General features: G+C 64.4%; 21 protein-coding genes. 5 read left to right on the forward strand and 16 right to left on the reverse strand.

From position 1 onward, the window contains the following. The coding region (locus KA354_20625; protein MBP7937056.1) for a hypothetical protein at positions 1–197 on the forward strand (197 nt) is incomplete at its 5' end. A 97-nt stretch (positions 198–294) separates the two neighbouring features. On the opposite strand, the gene KA354_20630 is transcribed toward KA354_20625, so the two are convergent. From KA354_20630 to KA354_20675, 10 genes are all read right to left on the reverse strand, one after another. Next, positions 295–1,278: a metallophosphoesterase gene (locus tag KA354_20630; GenBank protein ID MBP7937057.1), complete on the reverse strand. Its 984-nt coding sequence runs from the start codon at positions 1,276–1,278 to the stop codon at positions 295–297. Between the two features lie 110 nt (positions 1,279–1,388). After that, positions 1,389–2,096 carry a hypothetical protein gene (locus KA354_20635; protein MBP7937058.1) on the reverse strand — a complete coding sequence of 236 codons (708 nt, stop codon included), beginning with the start codon at positions 2,094–2,096 and terminating at the stop codon, positions 1,389–1,391. Between the two features lie 85 nt (positions 2,097–2,181). After that, a complete protein-coding gene (locus KA354_20640; protein MBP7937059.1) occupies positions 2,182–2,973 on the reverse strand; it encodes a prepilin-type N-terminal cleavage/methylation domain-containing protein in 792 nt (263 codons plus the stop codon). A 189-nt stretch (positions 2,974–3,162) separates the two neighbouring features. After that, positions 3,163–3,447: a hypothetical protein gene (locus KA354_20645; GenBank protein MBP7937060.1), complete on the reverse strand. Its 285-nt coding sequence runs from the start codon at positions 3,445–3,447 to the stop codon at positions 3,163–3,165. Positions 3,448–3,637: 190 nt separating this feature from the next. Next, positions 3,638–4,447: a G-D-S-L family lipolytic protein gene (locus tag KA354_20650; protein ID MBP7937061.1), complete on the reverse strand. Its 810-nt coding sequence runs from the start codon at positions 4,445–4,447 to the stop codon at positions 3,638–3,640. A gap of 103 nt (positions 4,448–4,550) precedes the next feature. Then, positions 4,551–5,465 (reverse strand): DnaJ domain-containing protein, encoded by a 915-nt coding sequence (locus KA354_20655; protein MBP7937062.1) that lies wholly within the window; start codon positions 5,463–5,465, stop codon positions 4,551–4,553. A gap of 170 nt (positions 5,466–5,635) precedes the next feature. Further along, positions 5,636–6,313, reverse strand: coding sequence for a hypothetical protein (locus KA354_20660; protein MBP7937063.1), 678 nt, complete (start codon positions 6,311–6,313; stop codon positions 5,636–5,638). 115 nt (positions 6,314–6,428) lie between these two features. Then, positions 6,429–7,085 carry a hypothetical protein gene (locus KA354_20665; protein ID MBP7937064.1) on the reverse strand — a complete coding sequence of 219 codons (657 nt, stop codon included), beginning with the start codon at positions 7,083–7,085 and terminating at the stop codon, positions 6,429–6,431. A gap of 187 nt (positions 7,086–7,272) precedes the next feature. Further along, positions 7,273–7,779 (reverse strand): DUF2752 domain-containing protein, encoded by a 507-nt coding sequence (locus KA354_20670; GenBank protein MBP7937065.1) that lies wholly within the window; start codon positions 7,777–7,779, stop codon positions 7,273–7,275. A gap of 303 nt (positions 7,780–8,082) precedes the next feature. Further along, positions 8,083–9,099 carry a DUF2225 domain-containing protein gene (locus KA354_20675; protein ID MBP7937066.1) on the reverse strand — a complete coding sequence of 339 codons (1,017 nt, stop codon included), beginning with the start codon at positions 9,097–9,099 and terminating at the stop codon, positions 8,083–8,085. 522 nt (positions 9,100–9,621) lie between these two features. Between KA354_20675 and KA354_20680 the strand changes: the two genes are divergently transcribed. Continuing rightward, entirely contained in the window at positions 9,622–10,353 is a 732-nt protein-coding gene (locus KA354_20680) for a queuosine precursor transporter (GenBank protein MBP7937067.1), read from the forward strand. Between the two features lie 84 nt (positions 10,354–10,437). On the opposite strand, the gene KA354_20685 is transcribed toward KA354_20680, so the two are convergent. Together KA354_20685 and KA354_20690 are read right to left on the reverse strand one after the other, a co-directional pair. Continuing rightward, a complete protein-coding gene (locus KA354_20685; protein ID MBP7937068.1) occupies positions 10,438–12,642 on the reverse strand; it encodes a hypothetical protein in 2,205 nt (734 codons plus the stop codon). Continuing rightward, positions 12,639–13,031: a BlaI/MecI/CopY family transcriptional regulator gene (locus KA354_20690; protein MBP7937069.1), complete on the reverse strand. Its 393-nt coding sequence runs from the start codon at positions 13,029–13,031 to the stop codon at positions 12,639–12,641. Before KA354_20690 ends, KA354_20685 begins: the two co-directional genes overlap by 4 nt. Before the next feature lie 439 nt (positions 13,032–13,470). On the opposite strand from KA354_20690, the gene KA354_20695 reads away from it, so the two are divergent. Beyond that, positions 13,471–16,470, forward strand: coding sequence for an acetylxylan esterase (locus tag KA354_20695; protein ID MBP7937070.1), 3,000 nt, complete (start codon positions 13,471–13,473; stop codon positions 16,468–16,470). 27 nt (positions 16,471–16,497) lie between these two features. Here KA354_20695 and KA354_20700 read toward each other — a convergent pair whose 3' ends face one another. Then, positions 16,498–18,252, reverse strand: a complete 1,755-nt coding sequence (locus tag KA354_20700; GenBank protein ID MBP7937071.1) for a hypothetical protein — start codon at positions 18,250–18,252, stop codon at positions 16,498–16,500. A gap of 118 nt (positions 18,253–18,370) precedes the next feature. After that, a complete protein-coding gene (locus tag KA354_20705; protein MBP7937072.1) occupies positions 18,371–19,594 on the reverse strand; it encodes a PQQ-binding-like beta-propeller repeat protein in 1,224 nt (407 codons plus the stop codon). A 271-nt stretch (positions 19,595–19,865) separates the two neighbouring features. Between KA354_20705 and KA354_20710 the strand changes: the two genes are divergently transcribed. Together KA354_20710 and KA354_20715 are read left to right on the forward strand one after the other, a co-directional pair. Next, complete coding sequence (locus tag KA354_20710; GenBank protein MBP7937073.1) at positions 19,866–20,774, forward strand: carbon-nitrogen hydrolase; 909 nt, start codon at positions 19,866–19,868, stop codon at positions 20,772–20,774. Next, on the forward strand, positions 20,771–21,847 hold the full coding sequence (locus KA354_20715; GenBank protein ID MBP7937074.1) for an agmatine deiminase family protein: 1,077 nt from the start codon (positions 20,771–20,773) through the stop codon (positions 21,845–21,847). Before KA354_20710 ends, KA354_20715 begins: the two co-directional genes overlap by 4 nt. A gap of 397 nt (positions 21,848–22,244) precedes the next feature. Here the strand turns inward: KA354_20715 and KA354_20720 are convergent, their stop codons facing one another. Further along, a complete protein-coding gene (locus KA354_20720; GenBank protein ID MBP7937075.1) occupies positions 22,245–23,870 on the reverse strand; it encodes a Type 1 glutamine amidotransferase-like domain-containing protein in 1,626 nt (541 codons plus the stop codon). Between the two features lie 136 nt (positions 23,871–24,006). Beyond that, positions 24,007–25,275: a hypothetical protein gene (locus tag KA354_20725; GenBank protein MBP7937076.1), complete on the reverse strand. Its 1,269-nt coding sequence runs from the start codon at positions 25,273–25,275 to the stop codon at positions 24,007–24,009. Positions 25,276–25,304 lie beyond the last annotated feature (29 nt).

Genomic DNA, 25,304 nt, shown 5'->3' on the forward strand with positions numbered 1-25,304 from the left:
AGGAGAAGCAGATGTTTGGCAACAAGAAGTTCGGCCCGAAGTGGGAAGAAGCCATCGCGAAGGGTGGTGGCTGGGTCGATTACGCCGTGGTCTACTACTGGTATCAGAGCTCGCCCGGCGGCTACAAGCACCAGCCCTTGCCGGCGGTGGCCGAGCGAGCCAAGCTCATCACCAAGCCCGACCGCGCGGGGACGTGAAGGCTGGTCTGCGGGCGGGCTGCAGCGACGGAGGGAACGACGAGGGATGCTGGTCGACGTTGGGGGAAGCGGTCGCTGGCCGATCTGGTCTGGCGGATCACTTCTGCTTCTTCCAGCCCCAGGCGACGTACCTGTTCTCGAAGGTCCCGTCACTGTACAGGTCGACGACGCCGTATCCGGGATGGCACTCCTGGAACTTGCCTTTCCACCAGCGGCCGCACACTGCCCCGTGGCACAGGTAGGTGACGCCGAGGTACTCGACGCGGTCCACGAGGTGCAGGTGGCCGCTGAGGCACAGCTTGACGTTCGGGTACTTGAGGAACAGGTTCTTCATTCGCCGGGCATCGATGAGCATGACGGAGGCCGGGATCTGCCAGTTGCCGGTTTTTTCTGCCTCGGACACGAAGAAGGCTGCGGCGGACAGCAGCGGGATGTGGCTGAAGAGCAGGATGGGGGTGGTCGGGTTGACCTTGGCCAGGTCGCTTTCCAGCCATGCGAACTGCTCCTGGTCGATTTGGCCGGTGTACTTGCCCTCTCCTGGCGACACGCTGTCGAGGGCGATGAAGTGCCAACCGCCCCGGTCGAAGCTGCGGTACGGCTTTTCCCATCCGTACAGCGACATGATCCACTTCTTGCCGTAGAGGGGCTCCCGGCCGGTTGTCTTGCTCTGGGCTTTGTCGATGCCCCAGATATCGTGGTTACCGATGGCATGCTCGACCGGGATGCTGCACTCGTCCTTCCACACTTTCAGGGAGAGATTCCAGAGCGAGTGGACAGTAGATAGCTCGGCGGCCATTGAATCATAGATGGTGTCGCCGGTGTTGAGGACGAGGTCGGGGCGGGCGTGTTGCTGAGCGTGACGCAGGCAGGCGGCCATACCTTGTGCGGCGTGCAGTTCCGGCTTGACGTGGATGTCGGTCACATGAACCAGCCGCAGGGTTCGGACGCGGCTCTGAGCGGGAGCGGTGTGGGCGGAGACTCTGTTCAGGGGGCCGCCGGCCGCCAGGATGATGGCAGCCAGGCCCGCCTGGCTCAGCAGGTCACGGCGAGACTGTTCCTTGGCCCCACGGGCAGGCTTCACGCTTTTGCTCTCCCTTTGGGCAACCGGTGTTCGCGGCGCTCAACAATCTGTCGAGTGCGAGGCTGGGCATTGTACTGGCTCGGCCGGCGGAAGGCACTTGGCGGTGGATGCTACGGCCGGCGTTGGGGGGCGGCCGAGGATTCGCCGCTGAAGCAGCGTTGGAGCAGGCCGAAGTCGGACTGATCCACATCGCCGTCGCTGTCGAGGTCGGCGATCCGGCAGCACGGGTCTATCCAGGGCAGGCTCGGACCGGTGAAGCAAGCGGCCAGGGCGTTGAAGTCGGAGCGGGCAACGCGGCGGTCGAAATCGAGATCTGCCGGGGGACGATCCATGGCCACCCGGGCGCCCAGGTGATTCAGTGCGAGGCAGTCATCAAGGCCGTCGTCGGGGCCGATGATCGCGAAGAAGTAGCCGTTGACCGGGCCGTCCGCGACGGTCACCGACTGCGAGCCCCGGCTGATCTGGAGGGACTCGCCGGCCGGGACCTTCCCGAACCCCGTCCCCGTCCAGCACTTCAGGCCGTCGAGAAGCATGAATCCGAGGAGCTCGCCTGCCCCTTCCGGAAAAGCACCGGGTTCAGCGAGGAATCCGGGATCCTCGGTCATGAAGGGCTGATCGGGATCATCCTCGCCCAGCTCCGCACCGAAGACACGATGGTGATCAGCGGTCGGCAGGACCTGGCCGCCCAGCAGTTGAGCCGCGCCGATCATCACTTTGCCGTCGGCCACATAGGGTCGGGCGTCCAAGTGAGCGGCCCGCGCGACGCTGCAAGCCGCCGCGAGGGCGAGACAACTGGCGATGAGGCCTGTGTATCGCATTCGAGTATTCTCCCTGTCATGTCTGATCAACAGAACGTTCTGGCGCATTGGATCGATCGACACCGAACGAATGTCGGATCTGGGGTCACCGATTCTGGTAGTTGATCCGCAAGCCGGGATCGAACTTATTCCGTTCCATATCTCGATATACTTTCTGGAACTGCAGGCTTTCGGCGTGCCCGTCGAGGAATCCGTAGTTGGAGACCGATTCCCTGGACCACTTGGGTCCACCGTGGGCCTGGATCTCGAGTTGGGTCGCCGCCATGACTGGCGGATCACCGGCATCGGCCCACTCTTCCACGTGCGGATGGTCGGAGGCGGCCAGGCACTCGCCGGCGTGGTAGTAGGGGTTTGCGGGATCGCATTCCTCCACCATGTAGAGGAAGTGGACGATGGAGGAGGGAGCGGGGATTTTCTCGATCCGCTCCCAGGTCACATGCCGTCCGGTCAGATCGGGCACCGTATCCACATCAAGGAAGTTGTTCACCCCGTAGCTGGTTCGGCGGAACGGATAGCCGCGTTTGCCGTCCACCGGAATTCCTTGTCCGCCCTCCGTTTTTGGCCAGTGGGGACTCTGATCCACGGGGGACCGAGCCGTGAGCCGGTCTTTGTAGATCTGTTGGAGGCTCTTGATCCAGGCGACCTCGCTCTTGTCGTCATGGACGCCGTGCATGAGCCCCACGCGAATCAGGTATCCGTTGTTGGCGGTCATGTACAGCCAATGGGCGGTTTCCATGCCCTTGATGTTGCTCAGGCACAGGGTTCGCCTGGCCGATTGCCGGGCCTTGGTCAGGGAAGGCAGCAGGACAGCCAGGAGCAGGGCGATGATCGCCACCACCACCAGCACCTCGATCAAGGTGAAGCCTCGTCGCCGCATGGGACGGACCTCCTGTTGTTTGAACCGGGCCGCCTAGCCGCCGGCCGCGGTGCGGATTCATGGTTCTGGTTACCATGTTGGCAGCCGGAGCGACCGGTTGTTCGGCCTCGGGCTCGCAGCCGTGAAGGCGGGGGGACCGGTCTTCCGACGGAATCGACGCTGTGGACGGTTTGTTCGGGCTCTGGGGAGTCAGCGGGTGGGAGGCGCCCGGGACGCGATCGGGCGGGGAGGATCGGGGGCGGCGAACCGCTGGGTAGGCGGCCGGGGCTCCTTCTGGAGCAGTGGTGCATGAAATGCCACCACCCCCTCGCTTTGGGGGGCCGAGGCCTTATTGCCCAGCAGGGCCTGGCAGACGGTGCAGGAGTCTTGGTCGTGGCCGTCGTGCTCGTGGGCCAGGTGGAGCGCGAGCATCAGCCCGCTGGTCGCACCCAACCAGCAACACAAGGTTCCGATCGCAAGCCTGCGCCGCGTCATGCCGCCCTCGTAATACGAAGTACTACCAGACTAGTCTAATGAACGCGTCCGCGGCTGTCAAGCGGTCGAGGGAGGAAGCCGGGGGCTTGTGGGCGCGCTCGGGGGGGCTGCCGGAGTGTTGGCCTTGGCCGGGCGGCCGCGGGGAGGCTTGGTCGGCGTTCCGCCGCAGGGAGAAGGGTACGGGGTCGGATTACAGCCTCAGGCCGTGGGTCTTAGCCGCTTCCTGGAGGGTAGCAGCCATGATCTCGTATCCTGCGTAGTGGGGGTGCAGGCCGTCGCGGGCGAGGGTCTTGAGCAGGGCGCCGTTCGGGTCGCGCATTCTGTTCCAGTAGTCCACGTAGACGCACCCTTTGGCGGCGGTCGTCGCCTTGATCTGCTCGTTGATTTGCGGCAGCAGGCGAGCCTTGCCTGGATAGTCGCGGGTGTCCGGGTTCGTGGGCACGATCGAGCAGACGAGGGCGTTCACCCCCGCCCCGCGGGCCTTGTCCATCATCGACTCGACCGCTCTGACCACGGTATGGACGATTTCCTCGTCGCTCTTTTTCGCCTCCAGCATGCGGGCCACATCGTTGGTGCCGGCCAAGATGACGACGTTTCGCGGGCGGAGCTGAATCACATCCGCATCGAACCGCCTGTCCATGTTGACGGCGAGATCGCCGCTGATGCCGCGATTCAGGATGACGCCGCTGCTCGGCCAGAAGTACGCGGCCAGTTCCCAGAACTCGGTGATCGAATCGCCCATGAACACGGTGCCGACGGCGATGTCCTGGCGGATGATTTCCTCGTTCCAGAAATCGAAGAAGGCGCGGCGTGTATCGGCCGCCGCCCGCTGGTCGGCGGTTCCGAACCTACCCGGCTTGGTGAGTTGCTCCTTCTGCAGGGTTGTTCGCCCCGCGTGGGGGAGGGCCTGCGGGCCCGCACACCCGGCCAATGAGGTCCATGTCGCCAGAGCCAGGACGGTCGACCACCGCACGATTGTGTTTGAAGGAACGCGGGGCATGTGTTTCTCCTGAGTCAGTGATGATGTCGGCAATGTAGCTTGAGGGCCGGTGGCGAGCAAGGGCACGGCCATGAAGGGGCTTTCCCATCGTCTGCATGTTTGGTCAATCGGCCGGTTTGCCGTTCTTCGAACCGATCGAGGCTCTGGCGATATCTTCCGCGGTGCGGTAGCTCGCCTGCCGGTAGCGCTCGTGAGGTGTCACGCAGTGCACGATACTGATGCTGGTGACGGCGAGGGCTGCCAAGGTGAGCAGTCCTGCGATCAACGCGCCCACGGCGTACCGGCCGGCCACCTGGTCTGACTCAACGAACATAGCGCCGCCGAGGAGGTACACGGTCGCAATCAGCAGGACGATGGCGCCGACGCACTTGACGACCACCAGAGGAGGCATGGGGAGAAGGTGTCCGCCCTCGGGCCGGAAGATGCAGCGGGGGCAGCGGGGGCGGCCGTTGAGCCCGATCATCACCTCGCCGAATTCCCCACAGGCTGAGCATTCACCGACGCTGCGACCCTGATGAACGGCCCGTGCCGAGCGCATGAGGATCCGGTAGGCGTTTGAGATCAGGACGAACCGCCGGCGGGCATGCTCCTCCCCGCGGTGTTTATCCGGGTGCATTCTCAGAGCCAGGCGCCGGTAGGCGTGTTTCACGTCCTCGACGGCGACGGGGTCGCGCAGGCCGAGGAGGTTCATGCAGTCGCGGGCCGACATCCGTCGAGCGACGCATGACAGGCAGAGTGGTCGTCGGTCGTGATCGAGGACGACCTCGCCGACGTGGCCGCACCGCCTGCATTCGCCCAGCCGCCACCCCGGGTCGATCCGGCGAGACTGTCGCATGAGGGTTCGATAGGCGTTGGCCAAGACGATGAAGCGGCGGCGAGCCTGGTCGTCGCCTGGATGACGGTCAGGGTGCATCCGCCGGGCCAGCGTTCGATATGCCCGACGGATGTCCTCTGCCGACGCCGGCGCGGTCAGTTCCAGCAGCCTCATGCAGTCTGAGGTAGTGCGGGCGACAACCAAGGAACAAGCTCCAACTCCCCTCCCCAGCGCGCCGGAGCGGGGCAGAGGAGGTCGGAGCCTATTGTAATCTGACCGCTGGGATGGTGACAACGCCAGCCATCCGTCCGCCAACTCGCCGCAGGCAACGCGGCGCGACAACGCAACCGGCTCCCGGCCGCCCGGTCGTTCGCTCAGCTCTCCTCTTGGTATTCGTAGAAGAGTCGTGCGATCTCGGTGGCCAGAGACTCGGCCATGACTTGCTGGGCTTCCTTGACGGTCTTGCAGCGGCGGATATTGTGGGGGGAGACTTCGACCTCGACGATTTTGCCCTCGGTCGTCGTCGGCCAGAGGCGTACGTCGTCGCGTCGCTCGGCCTGAGCGTTGACGATCTTGACGGACGCGCCGAAGTAGGCGGGCACTCCAGACCAATCCAGCTCGTCGGGCAGGGAATACCGGCTGATGTTCAGCCAGATCACGATATCGGCCTTGACCAGCCGGCCGACCTCGCGGGCCCCGCGCTTGTCGAAATTCGGCTCGCTCTGGCGTACCTTGGCGAGTTCCTCGTTGGTCGTCACCCGGTCCACGAGGTCCTGCTCGCGAAGCTCCTGGGCCAAGGCGTCGACGAGCAGGTCGCAGATCTGGCGCGGCTGAGCCAGGTCTCGATCGTCGTCCACCAGGATGAGCACGGGTTTCCTGGGCAGCTCGTAGCTGACCGCCTTCTTGGGGGGTTTGACCACTCCGAGCGTGTACCAGAATGCTCCCGCCTGCTGGCCCGCGCAACTGACGGCGGCCAGGAGACCGGCCACCATGGGCAGCATCAGGATGCGGAAGACCGAGCCAGGGGGGCAAGATGATGATGATCTGGGCATGCCTTGACCCTCGGTGACGTACGACGGCAGCGGGTACCCGGAGGGGGTCGCTCTGCTCGGCTTGCCTGAAGACGGGCCACGCTGCACTTCAAACACAGGACCACCCTCGCTCGGCCTAATCGAGCTGGCGCTCGTATTCGTGGAACTTCTTGCCGACTTCCGCGGTGAACATCTCATACGTCCGCTGGCGGACCTGGTCGGCCCGGACGTTGGTGAAGCCGATTTCCTTCTCTTCCGGGCAGACCACCTTCACCTCGCGGAGAGGAATACGTTCGGCCGGATCGCCCTTGGTCAGGTCGTGGACTTCCACCGAGGAGTACATTCGCCCGCGGTAGAAGTGGGCCATGCCCGGATCGCGCAGGGAGAACTGGTACAGGGAGAGGTGGATGACCACGTCCACCTGGAAATGCTTGCCCAGTTCGACCGGATCGACCTCGGGGCTGCGGCTCTTCTCGAGGTATTTTTCGACCGCCTCCGGCTCCACCGTCTCGAAGTCCTTGACGTTGGTCTTGAGATAGGCGGCCAGATGCTTAGCCAGCTCAAGGCGGATATGGGGGTAGTCCCACTTGATCTCGATCGGGGCCCAGACGTAGATGAGCGTCTTCTTGGCCGGCAGCCGGCTGAATTCGGCATCGACTTTCTCGGTTTTCTCCCCGCTGGCAATCGCGATTGCCTTGAAGACGCTGCAGCCACACACCACGGGGATGCAGAAGGACATGGCCGCCAAGCAGGACAGCCGCGGGTTGACCGAGCTTCGGTTGGGCCTAGGCATGTGCAGTGTACGTCTCCTCTTGTTGGTGTTGCCTGTCCGCGGGGCAGGCGGCAACGTTTGTCTGGCCTTGGCGGGCTTCCCCCGGCGAGTTCGGGGCGCGGGCGCCGGCCAACGGTGATCGAGCCTTGTTCCGGGGGCTAGCTACCCCCGTGGTGGGGGAAGCGGGCGTAGCCCGGGCGGCGTTATTCTAACCTTCTGGCCATCGCACCGGTAGCGAGCCATCCAGCAGGCCGAGGGCGATAGTCAGGCCCCAGGCGGCCACCAGCATCAGGGCCACCCAGTATACCAGCCGTGCGGCGTCGACTCGATACCAGTTCAGGGTCGGATATCGTCCGGTCATCATGCAGAAGGCTGCCGCCAGGCCGACGATGGCGGTTCCGATGGCCAGCAGCGCCCCTGCGACCTGGGCTCGCAGGGCGGCTCGCAGCTGTCCGTGGGTGACGCAAACGAAGGCCGTTGTCATCCCGCAGGTCGGGCAGGGCAATCCGGTGATAGCCACGAAGCCGCAGGGAGGCAAGCCCAGTTGGCGATGGGTGCCCATATGGCTATCGTCCGGTGTCAGTCGGGCGGCCACGACCAGGGCGGCCACGGCGAAGGCGGTGACACCTGCGGCGTAAACCCGTCCCCAGACGGGGGAATCCACACGGGCCGTCACGACCAAGGGCCCGAGGGGGTGCTTCGCGGGCCGAGCCATTCTGAAACTCGTCGCGGAGACATCAGGGGCATTGCGATCCACATCCATCTGTTCTTCAGCGTATCTGGGTGGGCAGGTGGGGTCAATGCCGGGACCGAGCTCAGGTGCTTGACCGGCAGTGGCCGGTGGAAGCGAGGTCACCGGCGAGAGTCTGCTGCCGTGGCAGGAACGGGACCACCCGGATATCGGCGGCTTGCCGAAGCCGAAGAGATGCTTGACGCCTCGCATGAGAACCTGACGCTCGCGGATCGCAGGGGAGGCATAGCAGGGCTCGCATGACTCATGACCCATCTGGGTTCGCCCCTACCGTCCCGATGCGCACCAAGCGCGCTGCTCTTGTGCCCAGGTTTTGAGGTTCCCGGGCAGGGTGTTGTCCTGGGTCGCCCGGTCGTACCAGGAGATGGCCGCTTCTTCGTGGCCCAGCCTGCGATTGAGCTCGCCCAGAAGGTAGCAGGCGGGGGCGTGGTTCGCGGGGCTGATCTGTTTTGACGTCACCGCCGCCTCGAAACACTCAAGGGCGGCGGTTTGGTAGCGGCGTTCCAGGTCGATCGAGTCTCGCATTCGCTTGATGGCCGTGCGCAACGATTCGGGGAAGGCTTGGTAGGTGACGAGGGCGTCGAGCATCGGCACGGCTTGGGTGTGCTCGCCATGTCGGCGAAGGATCAGGGCCAGGGCGAGTTCCACGTAAGGTTTCTGGAAGCGGTTGAACCGGCCGCTGGCGATGGCCTCGGCGACCCGGGTGGCGGTTCGCATTTCGACGTCCACCTGGTTGCCGCCCGCTGGCAGCGGCGGCCGCCAGCGTTCGATGAACTTCATGACCCGCACCAGGCGATCTTCGGGGGGCAGCAGGGAGCCCTCGTCCCGAGCGACCCAGGCTGCTCGCAGGTTCAGCCACGCCAGGGCTTCCTTGGATTGCCGGCGGTACTGGTAGCATGTGATGGCTAAGGCATATCGATCGGCGGCGTCCAGATCCCGGGGCTCGCTCTCGGGCCCAAAGCCTTTGGGCAGGGTCAAGCGCGGCTTTTTGAGGATCTTGTCGCGCACGTCGGGCGGGATAGCGGTCTTGGGATCGAAGTCGGTCGAGTAACCGCTGTAGCCGCACTTGGGGCAGGTGGCGATGCGGTAGTAGACCGGTTCCGGCCCGAGCGCGTGGGCGAACAGGTCGCGGTCGATTCCCCCCCGCGTATCGCCTTCCGGGCAGAAGAGGGCGTTGAAGACCTGTTTGCACACCGGGCAGTCCAGTTTGACCTCGGTCAAGCCGGGGCGCGGTGCGGCGATGACTGTCGTCATCAGCAAGAGCACAAGAGCGGTCATCGTCATCGTATGGCTCCGCCGGGATTATCGCACATGGAAGGTGGGAGTGTAAGTGGAGGACGGAGGATACGCGGATTGGGTCCGCGGCAAGGTTGGTGGCGATGGAGAGACCGCGGGCAGCCTGAGTGGGGCCACTGGCGTTATGGAGGGGAGGAAGCCGATCACGATGAACCAGTTGCAATCGACCGGCTTGGGGAGACGGCTTCGGTGGAGAAGGTCGCTGAAGCCGCCTCCGAGGACGCCGGTGATCGCCGCAACCCATAGACCCGATGTCCGTCCGGGCTTGGTCCGTCTGGGAGTCATGTCAGTGAACCTGCTCCCGGTTTTTCGGCGCACTAAGATGTCGCATCGACGGAATGGGACCACAGGGCCGGCCTTGCACCCAGGACTCGGAATGGCGGATCGCAGGGACAACGAGAACGACGGCTTTGACACGAACCGGGGATGCACTTAACCTCGCGCCGCCGGTGCCGGGTGGGTCGATCGCGAGTTTGTCATGAGGCCGCAGATCCGAGGGAAACCCGGGACATGATACCGACAGAAGATGCAGTTCTCAGGTCCGAAGCCGCCGGCCGGAGCTACAAGTATTACGACCTGGTCATGGCCGCCTTCGTGACGGTCCTGCTGTGCTCGAACCTGATCGGACCGGGCAAGGCCTGCATTGTGTGGGGAGTCACTTTCGGGGCGGGCAATCTGTTCTTTCCGATCAGTTACATTTTCGGCGATGTGCTGACCGAGGTTTACGGCTATTCACGGACCCGGAAGGTGATCTGGGCCGGCTTCGTCGCCCTGGCCTTTGCGGGGCTGATGGGTCTGGCCGTAGTGCGGATGCCGCCGGACCCGGCGGTTCCGTTCAACCGTCAGATCCAGCCGGCGCTGGAACTGGTGTTCGGCAACACCTGGCGGATCGTGTTGGCGTCGATGCTGGCTTACTGGGCTGGTGACTTCACCAACTCGTACGTCATGGCCAAGATGAAGTTGCTGACCAGAGGCCGATGGTTGTGGAGTCGCACGATCACCTCGACGCTGGCCGGCCAGGCGGTGGACAGCACGATATTCTACCCGCTCGCGTTCCTGGGGCTATGGGAGGCGGAGACGATCCTGAAGGTCATCGCGTTCAACTGCATCTTCAAGGTGAGCGTGGAAGCGCTGCTCACCCCGGTGACCTACGCGGTCGTGGCGTTTCTGAAGCGGGCTGAGAACGAGGACTACTACGACTGGCACACGGACTTCAACCCGTTCTCGCTGAAGAGTACCTGAGGGAGAGCGTGGCTTCCGGGTCGTGGGCTCCCATGTGGATCGTCGGGAACCGACGCCGCGGAAGAGTCTTTGCTGGTAACGTTGTTACGGCACGGGCAAATCGTGGAACTTGAAGGCGATGCCCTGAGGCTTGCCGACCAGCTCGGTTATTGTGCAGGTGATTTTCTTGATACCGACGCCTTCTGGGAGCGGGGAGAAGGTGAAGGTCTGCGACGTCGTCACAGGACCGCTGCGGGCAGGGTCTCCCCCGCTGCGGCTGGAGAAGCTGAACGAATTCGACGGGCGTCCGCCGCCCATGCCTGCGCCGCCGCTGGTCCACCCGCCGCCACGAGCCCAGCCGCCGCCGCTGCCGCCGCCGGTGGTGCCGGCCCCAAAGCCTTGGGGAGAGTATTCATTCCCTTTGCCGTCTTCAAGAACTACGCGCACCCGAGGGGCAGTGCTGCCCATGGCTTCGAAGGAATTGCCGCGTGCTCCAGCTCCCTCCAGCGAGGAGACACTCAAGGCGACCGTGACGCCGTCGTCCGAGCTGGCAACGTCGTCCAGACGAACCGCCGCGCCTTTGAGTCGGTGGGTGGGCTTCCGATCGATCTCGTCCTGCTTGAACACCGTGGTCCGCACTCGCGCGTCTGCGACGAGCAGCTTGCCGTCGAGCAGCCTGATCCTCTCAACGTTCCTATCCGCGATGTTCAGGTGGACGGCCGCACACCCGCTTCCTCGGGGGTAGTCGACGCCGGACAGTTCTAGTTTCAGGGACGACGGTGTCTCCGGCGAGTCCAGCTTGCCGCCGCGATCGTCGCTGGCCTGGACCTTGCCCACCACGGCGCAGAGAAGCTGATTTCCCTGCCCCTTGGGTCCCTCGACGCGCAGATCCACGACCAGGTTGGGGCGGTAGAAGGACCCGCCGAATCCGCCGCCACCGGTACGGGTCATGGTTCGGGTGTCAAAACCAGGCCCGGAGCGGTGATCTTCCCTGGTTTCGAGGTTCATCTCGAAGGGGAACCCGGTGTCGACCATCGCGATCTCCTTCCCTGCCACCCAGCGTACTGCATCGACGTTGATCTTGTACTTGCCGGCCGAGATGGTAGCCAGAGCATCGCGGTGGGTCTGGTCGTCAGCCGGAAGGTCCTTCTCCTGGTCGCGGACGGCCGGTTTTTTCGATGCCGCGGCTGTGGCGATCATGCCGTTCTCGGCCCTGGGGGGCTGGGCCACGAGTCGCCACGGCAAAAGTCCGACGAGGGCGACGATGAGCAGCGAAATGGAAAGGGGGTTCATCCAGCGGGAGTGATCGTGCAGTTCTCTCATGGCCTTCAGTCTCCGTTTCAGGAACTCGAATGACTCCACGACGCCAACGGTCACCAGGAGGTTCGGCGACGCTCGGTTGCGATCTGCCAGTTCGACCAGCAATGTGCCGTAGTCGGCGAGCGATGCATCCGTGTGGGCCAGCGCGCAGGCGTCGCAGGCCAGTTCCTGGTTCAACCGCAATTCGCGCAAGGCGATCCACACCAGCGGGTGGAAGAAGAAGATGCCCCAAATGGCGGTGGCCACCCAGTTCCACACCAGATCGCCGCGGCGGATGTGGGCCATCTCGTGGCGAAGGATCATTTGCAGCCGCTCCGGACCGGCGTCGCGGACGAGAGAGGCGGGCAGCACGACGCTTGTTCGAAGGGCCCCGAAGACGATTGGGCTTTCGCAAGCGTCTCCGATGAGCAACAGTGGCGGGTTGGACAGACCCAGCTCGCCGGCCAGCTTCTCGCAAAGGCTCAGGATGCTCGCGTCTTTGACGAGCAGGCATCCTTTTCGCCATCGCCGGGCGGCTCTGACCCGGGCCAGCAGAACGGTGGCGGCACCGGCCACGCCTAGTGCCCACAGTGCGACCAAGATGCCGCGGATCAGGTTGGTTTGATCGGAAGCCGGAAGAGGGGGGTAGGCGTCGGTGGCCGCATCTGAGGGGGTGGTGGTCGGATTGTCCTCGGTGGCCGGTTGCAAGGGGGGAGCTTGTGCCGCAACCGTTGGCTGGGCAGGGGGCGTAGCCTGGGCAACGGCTGGCGGTTCAACCCGTGGTTGCGGGAGCCAAGGCAGGTCGATTGTTCCCGGCGAGAGCGCGACCAGAAGGACCTTCACCAGGACGAGCCGCCACATCCAGCAGCGTGCCCAAGGGGGGATGCTGTGGACCCATCGGCACAGGCACCAGACCAGGACGATGCCGATAGCCCCCTGCCAGGACGCGCGATAGAGGGCGGTGAGCCAGTCGTGGGCCGCGACGTCGAGCTCAATGGAGGATGGGATCATTTTGTGCCCTCGTGGCGTTTGGACTCCAGATCTCGCACCAGCTTCTTCAGTTCTGCGAGTTCCTTGTCGCCGATCTTGTCGGAGCGCGAGAGGTAGGCGAGGAACGGGGACAATACGCCGTTGAGCATGTTGTCCACGAAACTCTGCACGAGCCCCTGGCTCATTTCGGCCACTGACCTCTTGGGCGAGTATCGGTAGATCCCCCCGCTCTTGCGGCGAACGAGGAAGCCCTTGGCTCGGAGCCGCTCCATGACGGTCAGGACGGTGGTGCGGGCCTGGCCGGTGCTGGCGGCCACGTGATCGGCCACCTCGCGAACGGTGATTGGGTGGCGCTCCGCGACGTAGCGGAGGATTTCCCACTCAGCTTGCCCGAGGTTGAACTGACTCATGACCGGCTCCCTGGCTGAGCCTGGGCGGCGATGGGCCGCTGCCGCGGTGGTGCGGCGATTGGGCCCGGGTCGGCCGCCGACTCCGGGGTTGGGCGGCCGTGCACGCCGGGAAAGGCGTCCAGCCTACTGATGTAGTCAACCTATAGACTATACATGTAGTCAGGCCGCGAGTCAAATCGAAGGGTGAGAATTCTCGAGGATTCTCTCAACGGGCCTGCGGGCGCGGTCGGGAGCGGGGGTCATGCGTCGTGAGCGGCGCGCCCGCTCGAGCGGGATCCGTGGCCGCAGTCCACAGTTCAACAGGCTGCGGACGGCTTCGAATTGACCCCTGTCCTGGCTGGCGATACCTTTTCTCTTCATGAACCCACATTCACACTCGACCTCGGGACGGCTGCGGATTCACGTTGGCCGATCGCTGTCAACCGTGATGACCTTGGTCATGATCTGCAATGGAATCGTGCTCTTGCCCGGGGCCCGGGGCGAGGCGCCGGCCACCGTGCGGGTGATGCGGTTCAGCGCCAAATCGCCGGCGGAAGCCAAGACGTGGCAGCAGGCCGCCAGGCAGAAGCTGTTTGCCTTGATGATGGGCGGTGGCAAGCCGCCGGCGGTGCCGCTCGATGCCAAGGTGGTACGCCGGATCGAGAAGCTGGAGGGGGGCTACGTTCTGGAGGAGATGACGCTGCAGTCCCTGCCCGACCGCCGGGCCCACGTCTGGCTGGCACGGCCCCTTCAGCCCAAGGGCAAGGTCGGGGCGGTCGTTGCGATCAACGGGCACGGTGGCAGCGGGGCCCAGGTCGTTCAGGGTTCGGGGCCCTACTGGTATGGCCGGGCGCTGATCGAGATGGGTTACGTTGTGATCGCTCCGGACGTTGGCCAGCATGAACTGCAGCATGACAACTGGGCTTTGATGGGGGAACGGACGTGGGACGCGTTGCGCTGCATTGACTACCTGGTGACGATGCCGGAGGTGGACGCGGAGCGCATTGCGGTGGCCGGGCTCTCGCTTGGCGGCGAAACGACGATGTATGTGGCCGCGTTGGACGAGCGGGTCAAGATCGCCTGCTGCAGTGGGTGGCTGACCACGGTGGCCAACATGAAGAACGGGCACTGTCCGTGCTACAACTTCCCCGGCCTCGAGGAGAACTTCGATTTCTCCGACATCTACGCCTGTGTTGCACCGCGAGTCCTGGTCTGCGAACTGGGTGAGCAGGAGCGGGCACCGGGCGGTTTTCCGGTCGCCATTGGCCGCCAGGCGTGGGAGGCGGTCTGTGCTGCCTACCGGGTGTTCGATGCCGAACCGAGTGTGACGCTCACGGTCCACTCCGGGCCGCACGTTTTCAACGGCCGGGACTTCTTTCCCAAGCTTCGGGCCGCGTTGGGAGTTGTTCGCGAGATCCCGCCGGTGGAGAAGGCGGCCGTGGCCTGGTCGCGGTTCCTGGATGCCCCGGAGCGGCTTGATGACAAGCCGTACTACTGGCTTGGCACGACCGGGTTGCGGTTGGTTTTGGATGTCAAGCCGCGGTCGGGTGATGCCCTGGAACTGAGCTGGGGCGGGAAGGGCGATTGGCGTGAAGCGGTGATTCTGGTCAATGGCAAGCGTGTTCAGGTTCAGGACGGCGGCCACTGGGGATTCCGGTGGATTCGGGTGCCCGTGCCGGTCGGGGTTCAGGGCGAGCGATACGAGATCGAGTTTGCCCGTGGGCAGCAGCGGCCGGCCTTCCTGAGTGAAGTGCGGCTCACCGCGGCCGAGGCGGACTCGAGCCGGCCGGACCTCAGGCAAACGAAACACAAGGCCAAGTTGTCGCTGACGCCTCCGAGCCCCGCGGAGCAAGCCACGGAGGCGTTTCCGGAGATGCGCCAAGTGTGGGATCGAGAACTGCCGGCGACAGCCGCCCTATCCGGCGACGAACGGCGCCGGCGGCTTGTCCGACAGGCGGACAAGAACGGCCGGCTGGCCAATGAGGCGCTCTACCGCTCCCGGCGGTATATCGACGGCTGGCTCGCCCATGCCGATCCCGCCACCGGACTCATTCCGAGGAACCTGACCCAGAGCAGATTCTGGAACGGCCGCGACTGCGGGGCGGACAACTACCCGTTCATGGTGTTGACCGCATCGATCACTGACCGACCGTTGATGGAGGGCCGGTTGCTGGACATGCTCCACAGCGAGACGCGGCTGACCTGCCGGGTGGATCGGCTGCCGGACGACTATGACTTTGCGAAGAAGGGATGGCGGCGTGAGAAACTCGATCTTGATGCTCTTGTCTTCGACGGGGCGGAGTATGTGAAGGACGGCCTGCTCTTCACCGCAGAATGGCTGGGGCCGAGCCCGTGGTCGGAACGGATGATCGGGATCATTGATGACATCTGGAAGAACGCCTTAATCGATACGCCGTTCGGCAAGATACCGACGCTCAACCTGGAAGTGTGCGGTGATCTGTTGCAGGCCAACTCGCGGTTGTACTGGTTCACCGGCGATCGCAAGTATCTCGACTGGGCCGTCCGGCTCGGCGACTACTTCCTGCTGGGCACGAATCACCCCACGCGCGATTTCAAGCAGCTTCGCCTGTTCGACCATGGCTGCGAGATCGTCAATGGCCTGACCGAGCTATACGTCGCGGTCGCTCATGCCCTTCCCGAGAAGAAGGCTGCTTACGAGAAGTCCTTGCACGAGATGTTCGACTGCATTCTCGAGAAGGGTCGCAATGACGATGGACTGCTCTACATCTGGTTCAATCCCAAGACGGGTGAGCACGGCAAGGAGCTGTGCGATACCTGGGGCTACAATTACGACGGTTTCTACACCGTGTATCTAATCGACAAGACGGAGGCCTATCGTGAGGCGGTCCGCAAGGTCCTGGTCAATCTCAAGGGCAAGTACGTGGGGGCCTGCTGGGGCGACACCAGCGCCGACGGTTTTGCCGACTCGATCGAGGGGGCCATCAGCCTTCTCAACCGCGAGCCGGTCGATTCTGCAGCCGACTGGGCGGACAGCCAGACGCGGATGATGTGGACGTTCCAGAAGCCCGACGGGGTCATCGAGGGCTGGCACGGCGACGGCAACTCCGCGCGGACTTCACTCATGTACGCGTTGTGGAAGACCCAGGGAGTCACGGTGCAGCCGTGGCGAGCGGACGTCCGATTCGGAGCGGTTCGCGATGGGGAGACGCTGTTGGTCAGCCTTGCCGCCGACAAGGGTTGGGAGGGCCGGGTCGTCTTCGATCGGCCGCGGCACAAACTGAACATGCATCTGCCGCTTGACTACCCGCGCATCAACCAGTTTCCCGAGTGGTTTACCGTGCACACGGAGGCGTCCTACCAGGTGAGTCTGGAGGAGGGGAAGTCGCAGGCGGCCAAGGGGGCCGAGTTGGCCGCGGGCATCCCCATGGCGCTCAAGCCTGGCGAGATGCGATTCATCGAAGTTCGGGCTGCCCCATAGGGCGGCGACCGACGTCCGCCCAGTCGGTTACTCACCAGCGTTCGCGCTGGCCGGCTGCGAGGTCGCCCCCTGGGCCCGGACGGTAACGGAGTACAAGGCCAGGCCCAGTTCGCGGCCGTCCTGCGAACCAGGTTGTACCTCTACAGGCCGCCACTTTTTGACCTTGAGCGTGAGGGTGACGCGATCCGGTGTGCCGATCGGGATCGTAGCCTTGACGATACCTTGGTACGGCTTGTCGGGCAGCGTTGCCAGGCGTGTCTGGCCCAGATACAGGCCATTCTGGGGATCGATGGCCTGGGGGGGCAGGTTGACGTCCAGCTCGATCTCGCTTGGCTTGCCAGGCATCACCGGCAAACGCAACTGCGTGTTGCCGGAAGTCCAGCGCATGGTGTCCTCGCCTGGGTGAGGCATGTGTTCGCGGCCATGCGCGCGGCTGATGAACGGCTGGTCGCCCACCGATCCGACATCGACGCGATAGCACGATCGGAGGGCGTCGGTAAACAGGGTCGCCTCGTCGGGTTCGTTGGCGAGGAGTTGGGTCCGTGCGCCAGCCTGGTTTGTCACGGCCAGACCGCTGGCCGCCTGGTTACCGATGATGATCGCGGATCGGACCTTCGGCCCGACGAGGACGTGGGTCTCGCCCTCGCGGAAGGTGTTGCCCTCGATGATCGCCCGCCCGGCGTCGATCTGGATAGCGGGCGAACCCGTACCGCCGACGTCCCAATCGCAATAGTGGGTTCCGATCGAGGTGAACTGGGTCTGGCGGCTGCGAGACCAGACGCAGCGGTCGATCGGCCCCCAGAATGAGGAGTTCATCAAGCTCACCTTGCTGTCACCCGACTTCTCGGCGATTTCGATGCCCACGGAGTCGTTGCTGCCCCACCGGCCGACGAGTTCGGCGTTGGTGATGAGCAAGCCGGGATACTGGCAGCCCTCGACGAGGATTGCCCGCCGGCAGGAATCGGCCCCGATGCCCAGGAAGTTGCCGTTGCAGGAGCCGGCCTTGGTGGTTGAGAACTTGTAGCCGACGCCGTAACCGAAGCAGAACGTGTTGGTCACGTACTGCCAATCGGTGCGAGCGAACTCGAAGGCGACGGCGTTGACGTTGACCCACTTCGAGTAGGGGTCGTTCGGGTTGTAGTTTGTGCCGAATGGCCAGAAGTGGACATTCTCGACCCGGCCGATGTCGTAGCAGTTGTCAACGTAGAGGCCGCGGAAATCGGGGTAGCCGTGCACGTTTCGGATGAGGAACCGTGCCGCACCGTCGAAGTGGATGGCCTCATAGGGGTTGACGATCATGCAGTCGAGGACGGCCAGGTTATCGCCGTTTCTGGCGCTGATCGCGGGGGGATAGGGTACCGGGGGGACCTCGGTGATCTTGCGTTCGGGATAGGCGATCACCAGTCCTGCGATGGTGGCGGTTCTGCCGGCCAAGGTGATGAATGGCGGGTTTTCGGGCTTAGCGCGTCCGGCGTAGGCCAGCAGAACGGAGCCCTGGTAGCGGCCCTGGGCGTCGCGGGTGTCGGCCGGTGCGGTGCGGGCGATTCCCTGGAGGGTGACCAGGCCGGGCACCTTGAGTGTGCCGTTGATGCGAAACTGCCCCGCGGGCACGTTGACGATGCCACCACCGGCGGCGGCCGTCTTGTCCATGGCCTGCTGGAACGCGGCCGTGCAGTCGGTCTTGCCGTCGCCCAACGCCCCGGTCTCGAGCACGCTGAGATCGGCGCGGGTCAAGCCAGCGCAAACCAGGATGCAGCATCCGATGCGGAAGAACGTGGCCATGAGTTGGCTCCTTGCACTTCGAGGGTCAGCAGGATGCCAAGTCGACACTGTGTCGACGCCGATCGGCAACCTGAAGATGCCTGTCCGGTCCGGGCATTGCGACGCTGCCGGGCGCCGATCACTCGAGCATCCAGAGTGCGATCGAGATCCGGTCTCGCACGAAGACGCGGTTTCCCGAGATGATCGGGAAGGCATACGTTTCCGCGTCGGCCACGGTGTACCTGGCGATCTCGGTGTACTCCTTGCCATCCGGCTTGTAGACGACCAGGACTGGCTTGGTCGGCAGGGTCAGGAGCACGGGACCCGCATCCACGATGGTCGCGAAAGGCGAGCATCGGGCCTCGAGCGTCCAGTTGGCCGCGCCGGTCCTGGAGTCCATGCAGAAGAGATGGCCGCGGTCGGACACGCCAAACAGCAAACCGTCTTTCAGGACCGGGGTGTTGTAGCAGGTCCCCAGCTTCTCGTTGCACCAGAGCTGCCTCACAGCAAAGCCATCTCGCTGCCTCTCGATGCGCGCCGCCCGGGTACCGGTGCCCTGGCCGGTGTAGAACACGGTCTGATCGTCGACGACGGGGGTAGCGGAATGCCAGTAGCCATCCTTGCGCTCGGTCCCGACGTCCCAGAGCAGCCGGCCGTCTGCCAACCCCAGGCCGATGAGTCTTTTCTCCGTCTGGACGACGACCTGTTTCGTTCCTCCGGCGGTAATCAGCACTGGGGACGAGTACGAGGGGCCTTCGCCGGACCACTTCCACTTGGGTTCGCCGCTGGCCAAATCCAGGGCTGCGACGACTCCCTTGTTTTCTCCGCCGAGGTGCACGATGCACATGCGGTCGACGATCAACGGCGACATGGCGGTGAAGAACAGGGGGACTTCCTTGGGATCGTGCTTTCGCCAAATCTCCTTGCCGGTCTGGGCATTCAGGCATGACAGCACTCCCCCGACGCCGAGGCAGACGATCTTGCCGTCCGCGACGGCCGGTGAGCTGCGTGGCCCCGGGAACGGATTGGCCGGGCCGGTTACCGGCTGGGCTGAATATCGGTAGGCCCATTTCTCCGTTCCGTCGGCGGGATTGAGGCATAGCAGCACTTCTTCGTCGCCCTGTCGAGCGAGGACGTACAGCCGGTCGCCGACCAGCGCCGGACTTGCCTCTCCCTGTCCCACCTTGACCCGCCATTTGAGGTTCAGTTGGTTTGGCCAGGTCACGGGGGGTTTGAATCCTGTGACCTTAGCGTCGCGGCCGGGCCCGCACCACTGGGGCCAGTCCTGGGCGACCAAGTGCCCGGTGGCCAGCAAAGCGAAGCTGCCCGACGCTGCGACGATGAACGATACTGGGCTTCTCACGATGCCTCCTCTTGGCAATCTGCGGGCGGTCCGCCTCGGGCGACGAGGGCGGCATCCAATGCCGGTCTCGGCCCAGGATATCCTATCTCTGCCACTTCTGACCAGCCCCCCCCACTTCGGTTCGACATCGATCCGGGGTTCCTTCGGCGTGGCACCATACCCGGGCGAACAGACCTTGGGCGTTGGACGATGCGGGCCATCGGTCCTGCGGCACGTTTTCCCCTACCCCCACTGGATAACCGTCTGCCAAGATCGTATTCTGTGGGACACGATGAAACCGGACACCTTCACCATCGCAGTGGTTCAGCACGCCTGTGCCGACGACCGGGGGACGAATATCGCCCGGGCGACGCAAGGGATTCGGGATGCTGCTTCGCAGGGAGCCCGGATCGTGTGTTTGCAGGAGCTTTTCGGCTCGACGTACTTCTGCAAGAAGGAGGACGTGGAGCGGTTTGCCCTGGCCGAGCCCGTACCCGGCCCGACGATTGAAGCCCTGCAGCCAGTCGCCCGCGGACTGGGTGTGGTGGTCGTGGTTCCTCTCTTCGAGCGGCGTGCACCGGGAGTCTACCACAACTCGGCCGCTGTCGTGGATGCGGACGGCTCGCTGATCGGCACTTACCGCAAGATGCACATTCCGGACGACCCGCTGTACTACGAGAAGTACTACTTCGCGCCGGGGGACGCGACCGGCCCGACCTGCGGCTTTCGGGTCTTCGAGACCCGCCACGCGCGGATCGGGGTGCTGATCTGCTGGGACCAGTGGTACCCTGAGGCGGCCCGGATCACCACGCTCCTTGGGGCCGAAGTGCTGTTCTATCCCACGGCCATCGGCTGGCACCCGAAGGAGAAAGCCCAGTACGGCCAGGAACAGGTTGCCGCGTGGCGAGCGATTCAGCGAAGCCACGCGATTGCCAATGGGGTATACGTTGCCGCGGCCAACCGGATCGGGCACGAGACCGAGCCGGGGACGGACGGCATCGAGTTCTTCGGCCAGTCGTTCATTTGCGGTCCCTTCGGGCAGTTTCTGGCCGAGGCTCCGAGCGACTGCCCGGCGGTCCTGACCGCCGAATGCAGCCGCTCGAAGATGGAAAGCGTTCGACGTCACTGGCCGTTCCTCCGCGACCGCCGGGTTGATGGGTACGCTCTGATCGTGGAGCGTTACCTGGGTGACCGGCCATGACGGGCGCCGGGATGAGGGGTGTCCCCCCCTGCCGCATGCCGGCCGAATGGGAATTGCACGATGCGACCTGGATTGCCTGGCCGCACCACGAGCCCGACTGGCCGGGCAAGTTGGAGCCGATCCACTGGGTGTATGCGGAGATCATCCGTGTGTTGAGCGGTTCCGAGCGGGTTGAGATTCTCTGCCACGACGAGGCGACCCGTGAGAAGGCGGCTAGCTGTCTCGAACAGAACGGCGTTGGTGCCTGCCGATACCGCCTGCACGAGCTCGCGAACGACCGGTCGTGGCTTCGCGATTCCGCTCCCACCGCGGTGCGCTCCACGGATGGTGAGGTCATCTGGATCCAATGGCGATTCAACGCCTGGGCCAAGTATGACAACTACCGGCTTGACGAAGGCGTTCCGCGGTTCATTGCCGAGGCCACCGGCCTGAAGCGGGTGGAGGCCTTGCGGCCCGACAACGGTCAGCCTTTCGTGCTGGAGGGTGGCAGCATTGATACGGACGGCGGAGGGACGCTGCTGGTGACGGAAGAGTGCTTCCTGTCGGAGCAGCAGTGCCGCAATCCGGGCCTTAGCCGCGAGGGCTACGAGGAGGCATTTGCCCGCTACTTGGGCATTCGGAAGACCCTGTGGCTCGGTCGGGGTTGCGTAGGTGACGACACGCACGGGCACATTGACGATCTGGCCCGCTTCGTCGCCCCTTCGACGGTGGTGCTGGCTTACGAAGACAAGGCGAGCGATCCGAACCACGAGATGAGTGTGGACAATCTGGGGCGGCTGAAGCGGGCGACTGACGCCGCCGGCCGATCGCTCACCGTAGTGACGATTCCGATGCCGGAGCCGGTGTTGTTTGGCGGCGAACGGCTTCCGGCGAGCTACGCCAACTTCTACATCGCCAACAGTGTGGTTCTGGTGCCGACGTTCAACGACCCGAACGACCGGACGGTTCTGGCGACTCTGGCCGGTCTGTTCCCCAACCGACGGGTGGTGGGCATCCACTGCCGGGATCTGATTCTCGGTCTGGGTACGCTTCACTGTCTCAGCCAGCAGCAACCGGCCGCCCTGGGCCATTGACCGTCGGGTCACCGGTTGATCCTCGACGCTTGAACGGCCCCGGGTGATCAAGCGAGTTTCGTGGATCTCGCGGAGTCAAAAACTGCCTGCGCCAAACGAAGCCAATTAAGTGGTCAGCGGCCAACGGTCAGGGAGGTGGGCGCTGACCTTGGCGCCTATTCCAGCAGACCCCGTGACACAGGCCAGCTGGTTGAATAGGCAGCGGCGCGACGCGGCGGCGTCAAGGGCGCGGCGTCCTCTGAAGAGAACACCACGGGTGTTCCGGTCTGATTGCCGCGGATGCCGAGAGTTGGGCCCGCGAACGGCATGGGCCCGGACAATGCGGTCGAGGGGGGCAGGCGGCAGGCCCGGTGGTCCTCGATTGCCGCATTGCCTGGTCCGATTGGGGGATCATCGGCTACCAGTTTGGACGGCGGGTACGCATGTCGTAGTGTTCGCCGGTATCCAAGAGGATGTGGGACTCGTCGTCCTCCCACGGCCAGCCGCGTCGGGTTGCATCAAACACGGCGACCTTGCCGTCGCCGATCACCTCGAATTCGTTTCCCTGGACCACGATGGCGGCCGCGTGGTCGATCCCGATCCCGAGGAGTGAGTTTTCCTTCTTCAGGATCGCGACCACGTCGGCGATTGCGCGGTTTTCGGTCGGCCAGGTGTGTACGGTCGAGGCCCGAAGGAATCCCCCGCCTTCGTTCCAGCCGTAGGCATCGCCCGCCATCCGGGATGCCAGGAATCGGGCAGCACCGCCTTCCGCTGCGATGACGCCTCCTCTGTCCAGGAGATCGAACAGCTCCTTATGGGCCAGGGTGTGGAGGAAGGCGTCGGCCAGCCGCCACTGCTCACCGGTGCAGATCCATACGCCGCGGGCGTTGCGCAGGGGTGTGACGAACCGTGTGGAGTTGGCGGCATTGCGGTCATTGGTGTGCCAGAGTGTCGCGTTCCTGGCACCCATTTTGCGGAGTGTGTCCAGTGGCTGGTTTCGTTGACCGGGGTTGTCGGCGCCGGGTGTTGGAATGACCACGATGTGGGCCTCGCGGTCGCCCAGGAGGTCAAGGAACCGCTGCATGATCGCCGGCCCCGCCTGGGCTCCGCACATCAGCAGGGTACCTTCTGGCGGCCCACACGTTTTCCAATTCGCGGCCGGGTCCTGCCATGTCTTGTCCGCGCCGTTCCACTGCCCGGCCGGATCCCAGGGGTGTTGAGTGAGCGTGCGGCGATTCTTGAGATCGTAACGATCGCCGGCAAACAGGAACTCGTAGGGTTGTCCGACGGACCAGCCGGGACGCCGGGCATCACAGAGAGCGACCTTACTGGTGCCGGAGACCTCGAACGTATCTCCGCGGAGGATGATGAAGGTGTCCTCGTCGATCCCGATGCCGAGCAGTCCGGGGGACTGGCTCACAATCCTGGCGAGACCGCCCATGCGATGGCGTCGGATGTAGTGTTGCCCGATGGCGGATTGTCGCACGAAGCCGAAGCCGACGTCGCCGCCGTTATGTCCTCCGTACAGGAAGGAGCCCTGAATGGATGCCCCGGCCGAGTTACCGGCGACGACGCCGCCGCGTTGCAGGATGCCGAACAGTTCGCGGTGGGTGAGTGTATGGAGGTAGGCGGTAGCCAGGCGGCTCTGTTGCCCGCCGGAGATCCACACTGCCCTGGCCTGGCGCAGCGGTGCGACGAAGTCGACCGAGTTTGCGGTTTTCCGATCGCGGGTGTGCAAGACCTTGACGTTTTTTGCCCCCCGCTCGCGCAAGGGAGCGACGGCGGGAGCATTCTCGCCGCAGTTGGCGTCCGGGCCGGCGGTCGGAATGACCACGATGAGGGCCTCGGGGTCGTTCACCAGGCTGATGAAGGCATCAGCGCCGCGTCCGCCGTGCGTTCCCCCGTGGATCAACAGGGTGCCGGTCGGCGGCCCGATGGTATCCCATGTCTCCGTGGGGCTCACCCACTTGGTTTGCCCGAAGGCGGAGCTTGCCAGGCACATGCACAGTGACAGGGGCCACGTTGTTGTGATCGGCCATAGCACGGGGTCACCTCCTGGGATGGGATGGTGGCGGCCAACGGCGGTCACCTGCTCCGGCCGGCAAGCCGCAAGACCCCACCCTGACCGGGAAGTATACCCGCCCGGCGAGGCCGTCTCTCGGCCGGCTCGGCAACCGTGATCACGACGTGGTCTTGAGCGGCTCCGGGACATCGACGATGTACATTTGACGGGTTGGTTCGAAGCTACCGTCGAAGCAGATCCGGGTACCGTCGCGATTCCAGCGCGGGTGCAAATCGCAGCGTGATGCACCGGTGAGCTTCGGATTAGCGTCGAAGTCGCCGAGGTCGATGCGGGCGGCATCCGCGGGCCGGTAGAGGAACAACCGCTGTCGGTGGTGCCTATCGGGGTAGGTATCCAGAAGGATCCACTTGCGGTCCGGCGAATACGAGCAGTGGCCGTCGGCGGTGAGCGTGTTCTGGCCGACGATCTCGTAGGTTCCGGTGCGATCATTGATCAGGAAGAAGTGTGCGCCCTTGTCCTGGGTGGCTGTCCAGGCCAGGATGGTCTCGTCGTCGCGCCAGTCGAAGTGTGAGACGAGGAGGCTCCTGGACATGAGTCGCACGTTGCCGCCGTCGCGGTCGGCGGTGTAGAGGCGGGTGCGAAAAGAGCCCTTGTCGAGCGGGCGCCAGCGATGCAGGAACAGGAACCGGGTACCCGAGGGATTGAACTTAAGGTGATTGAACCAGTGGTGGGTATCCTTGAACTCGGGGAGGGGCTTGTTCTGTACCGCCCAGGCGATGGACAGGAGCTGCCGATGGTTTCCGGTAGCCAAGTCGATCCAGTAGATACCCGCATCGCGGGGTGCGGGATCGTCCTTGAGCTGTTCGGGCAGAGCGACATAGCCATAGCCTGGCCGGAGTCGATTGACCCGTTCGAAATCGAGGGTGAGGGCCTGTTTCCCGTCCAGGCTGACGTCATAGACAGGTCGCGGCAAGCGGCGTGTGCTGCCGCGGTGGACGTCGCGAACGACGGACACGTAGTGGTTCCCGTCGAGGCTGTTGTAGATGATTTCGCGATCGGGTGCGTAGCCAAGCCACTGGAGCATGGTGCCCTGCTGCCAGCTCCAGGCGGTCGTGGTGTCCAAGGGCAGGAAGCGGTTTTCCTGCTTCAGATCGACGATGCCCACGGTGACCGCCTCGCCGGGCCTGGGATCGCGACCGATGAAATCGACTTCCATGGCCAGCAGGTACCGGCCGGTGGCATCCGCTGGAGGTTTATCGTAGTAGCCCATGAAGTGGTGCTGAGGCCCGCGGGTGGCGGCCCCGGCGCGGGGAAAGCCGGGACGGGTTGTCGGTCGAGAGGCGAGATTCGCGTCTGGGGAGGCAGTCTTTGAGGCTTGAGCGGCCAGTACGCCGGCCAGGCCTTTCAGAAACGTGCGTCGCTTCATGGTTTGTTCCCCGTCGGGGGCGCCGGTCC

It is taken from the genome of Phycisphaerae bacterium (assembly GCA_018003015.1).
Lineage (GTDB): Bacteria > Planctomycetota > Phycisphaerae > UBA1845 > PWPN01 > JAGNEZ01.

Bases quoted from the DNA above. Each gene is read 5' to 3' on its own strand.
- KA354_20640 (MBP7937059.1), bottom strand. From the start codon at position 2,973: ATGCGGCGACGAGGCTTCACCTTGATCGAGGTGCTGGTGGTGGTGGCG.
- KA354_20690 (MBP7937069.1), bottom strand. From the start codon at position 13,031: ATGAGTCAGTTCAACCTCGGGCAAGCTGAGTGGGAAATCCTCCGCTAC.
- KA354_20670 (MBP7937065.1), bottom strand. From the start codon at position 7,779: ATGGCTCGGCCCGCGAAGCACCCCCTCGGGCCCTTGGTCGTGACGGCC.
- KA354_20725 (MBP7937076.1), bottom strand. From the start codon at position 25,275: ATGAAGCGACGCACGTTTCTGAAAGGCCTGGCCGGCGTACTGGCCGCT.
- KA354_20650 (MBP7937061.1), bottom strand. From the start codon at position 4,447: ATGCCCCGCGTTCCTTCAAACACAATCGTGCGGTGGTCGACCGTCCTG.
- KA354_20715 (MBP7937074.1), top strand. From the start codon at position 20,771: ATGACGGGCGCCGGGATGAGGGGTGTCCCCCCCTGCCGCATGCCGGCC.
- KA354_20695 (MBP7937070.1), top strand. From the start codon at position 13,471: ATGATCTGCAATGGAATCGTGCTCTTGCCCGGGGCCCGGGGCGAGGCG.
- KA354_20685 (MBP7937068.1), bottom strand. From the start codon at position 12,642: ATGATCCCATCCTCCATTGAGCTCGACGTCGCGGCCCACGACTGGCTC.
- KA354_20680 (MBP7937067.1), top strand. From the start codon at position 9,622: ATGATACCGACAGAAGATGCAGTTCTCAGGTCCGAAGCCGCCGGCCGG.
- KA354_20635 (MBP7937058.1), bottom strand. From the start codon at position 2,096: ATGCGATACACAGGCCTCATCGCCAGTTGTCTCGCCCTCGCGGCGGCT.
- KA354_20675 (MBP7937066.1), bottom strand. From the start codon at position 9,099: ATGACGATGACCGCTCTTGTGCTCTTGCTGATGACGACAGTCATCGCC.
- KA354_20665 (MBP7937064.1), bottom strand. From the start codon at position 7,085: ATGCCTAGGCCCAACCGAAGCTCGGTCAACCCGCGGCTGTCCTGCTTG.
- KA354_20660 (MBP7937063.1), bottom strand. From the start codon at position 6,313: ATGCCCAGATCATCATCATCTTGCCCCCCTGGCTCGGTCTTCCGCATC.
- KA354_20700 (MBP7937071.1), bottom strand. From the start codon at position 18,252: ATGGCCACGTTCTTCCGCATCGGATGCTGCATCCTGGTTTGCGCTGGC.
- KA354_20710 (MBP7937073.1), top strand. From the start codon at position 19,866: ATGAAACCGGACACCTTCACCATCGCAGTGGTTCAGCACGCCTGTGCC.
- KA354_20645 (MBP7937060.1), bottom strand. From the start codon at position 3,447: ATGACGCGGCGCAGGCTTGCGATCGGAACCTTGTGTTGCTGGTTGGGT.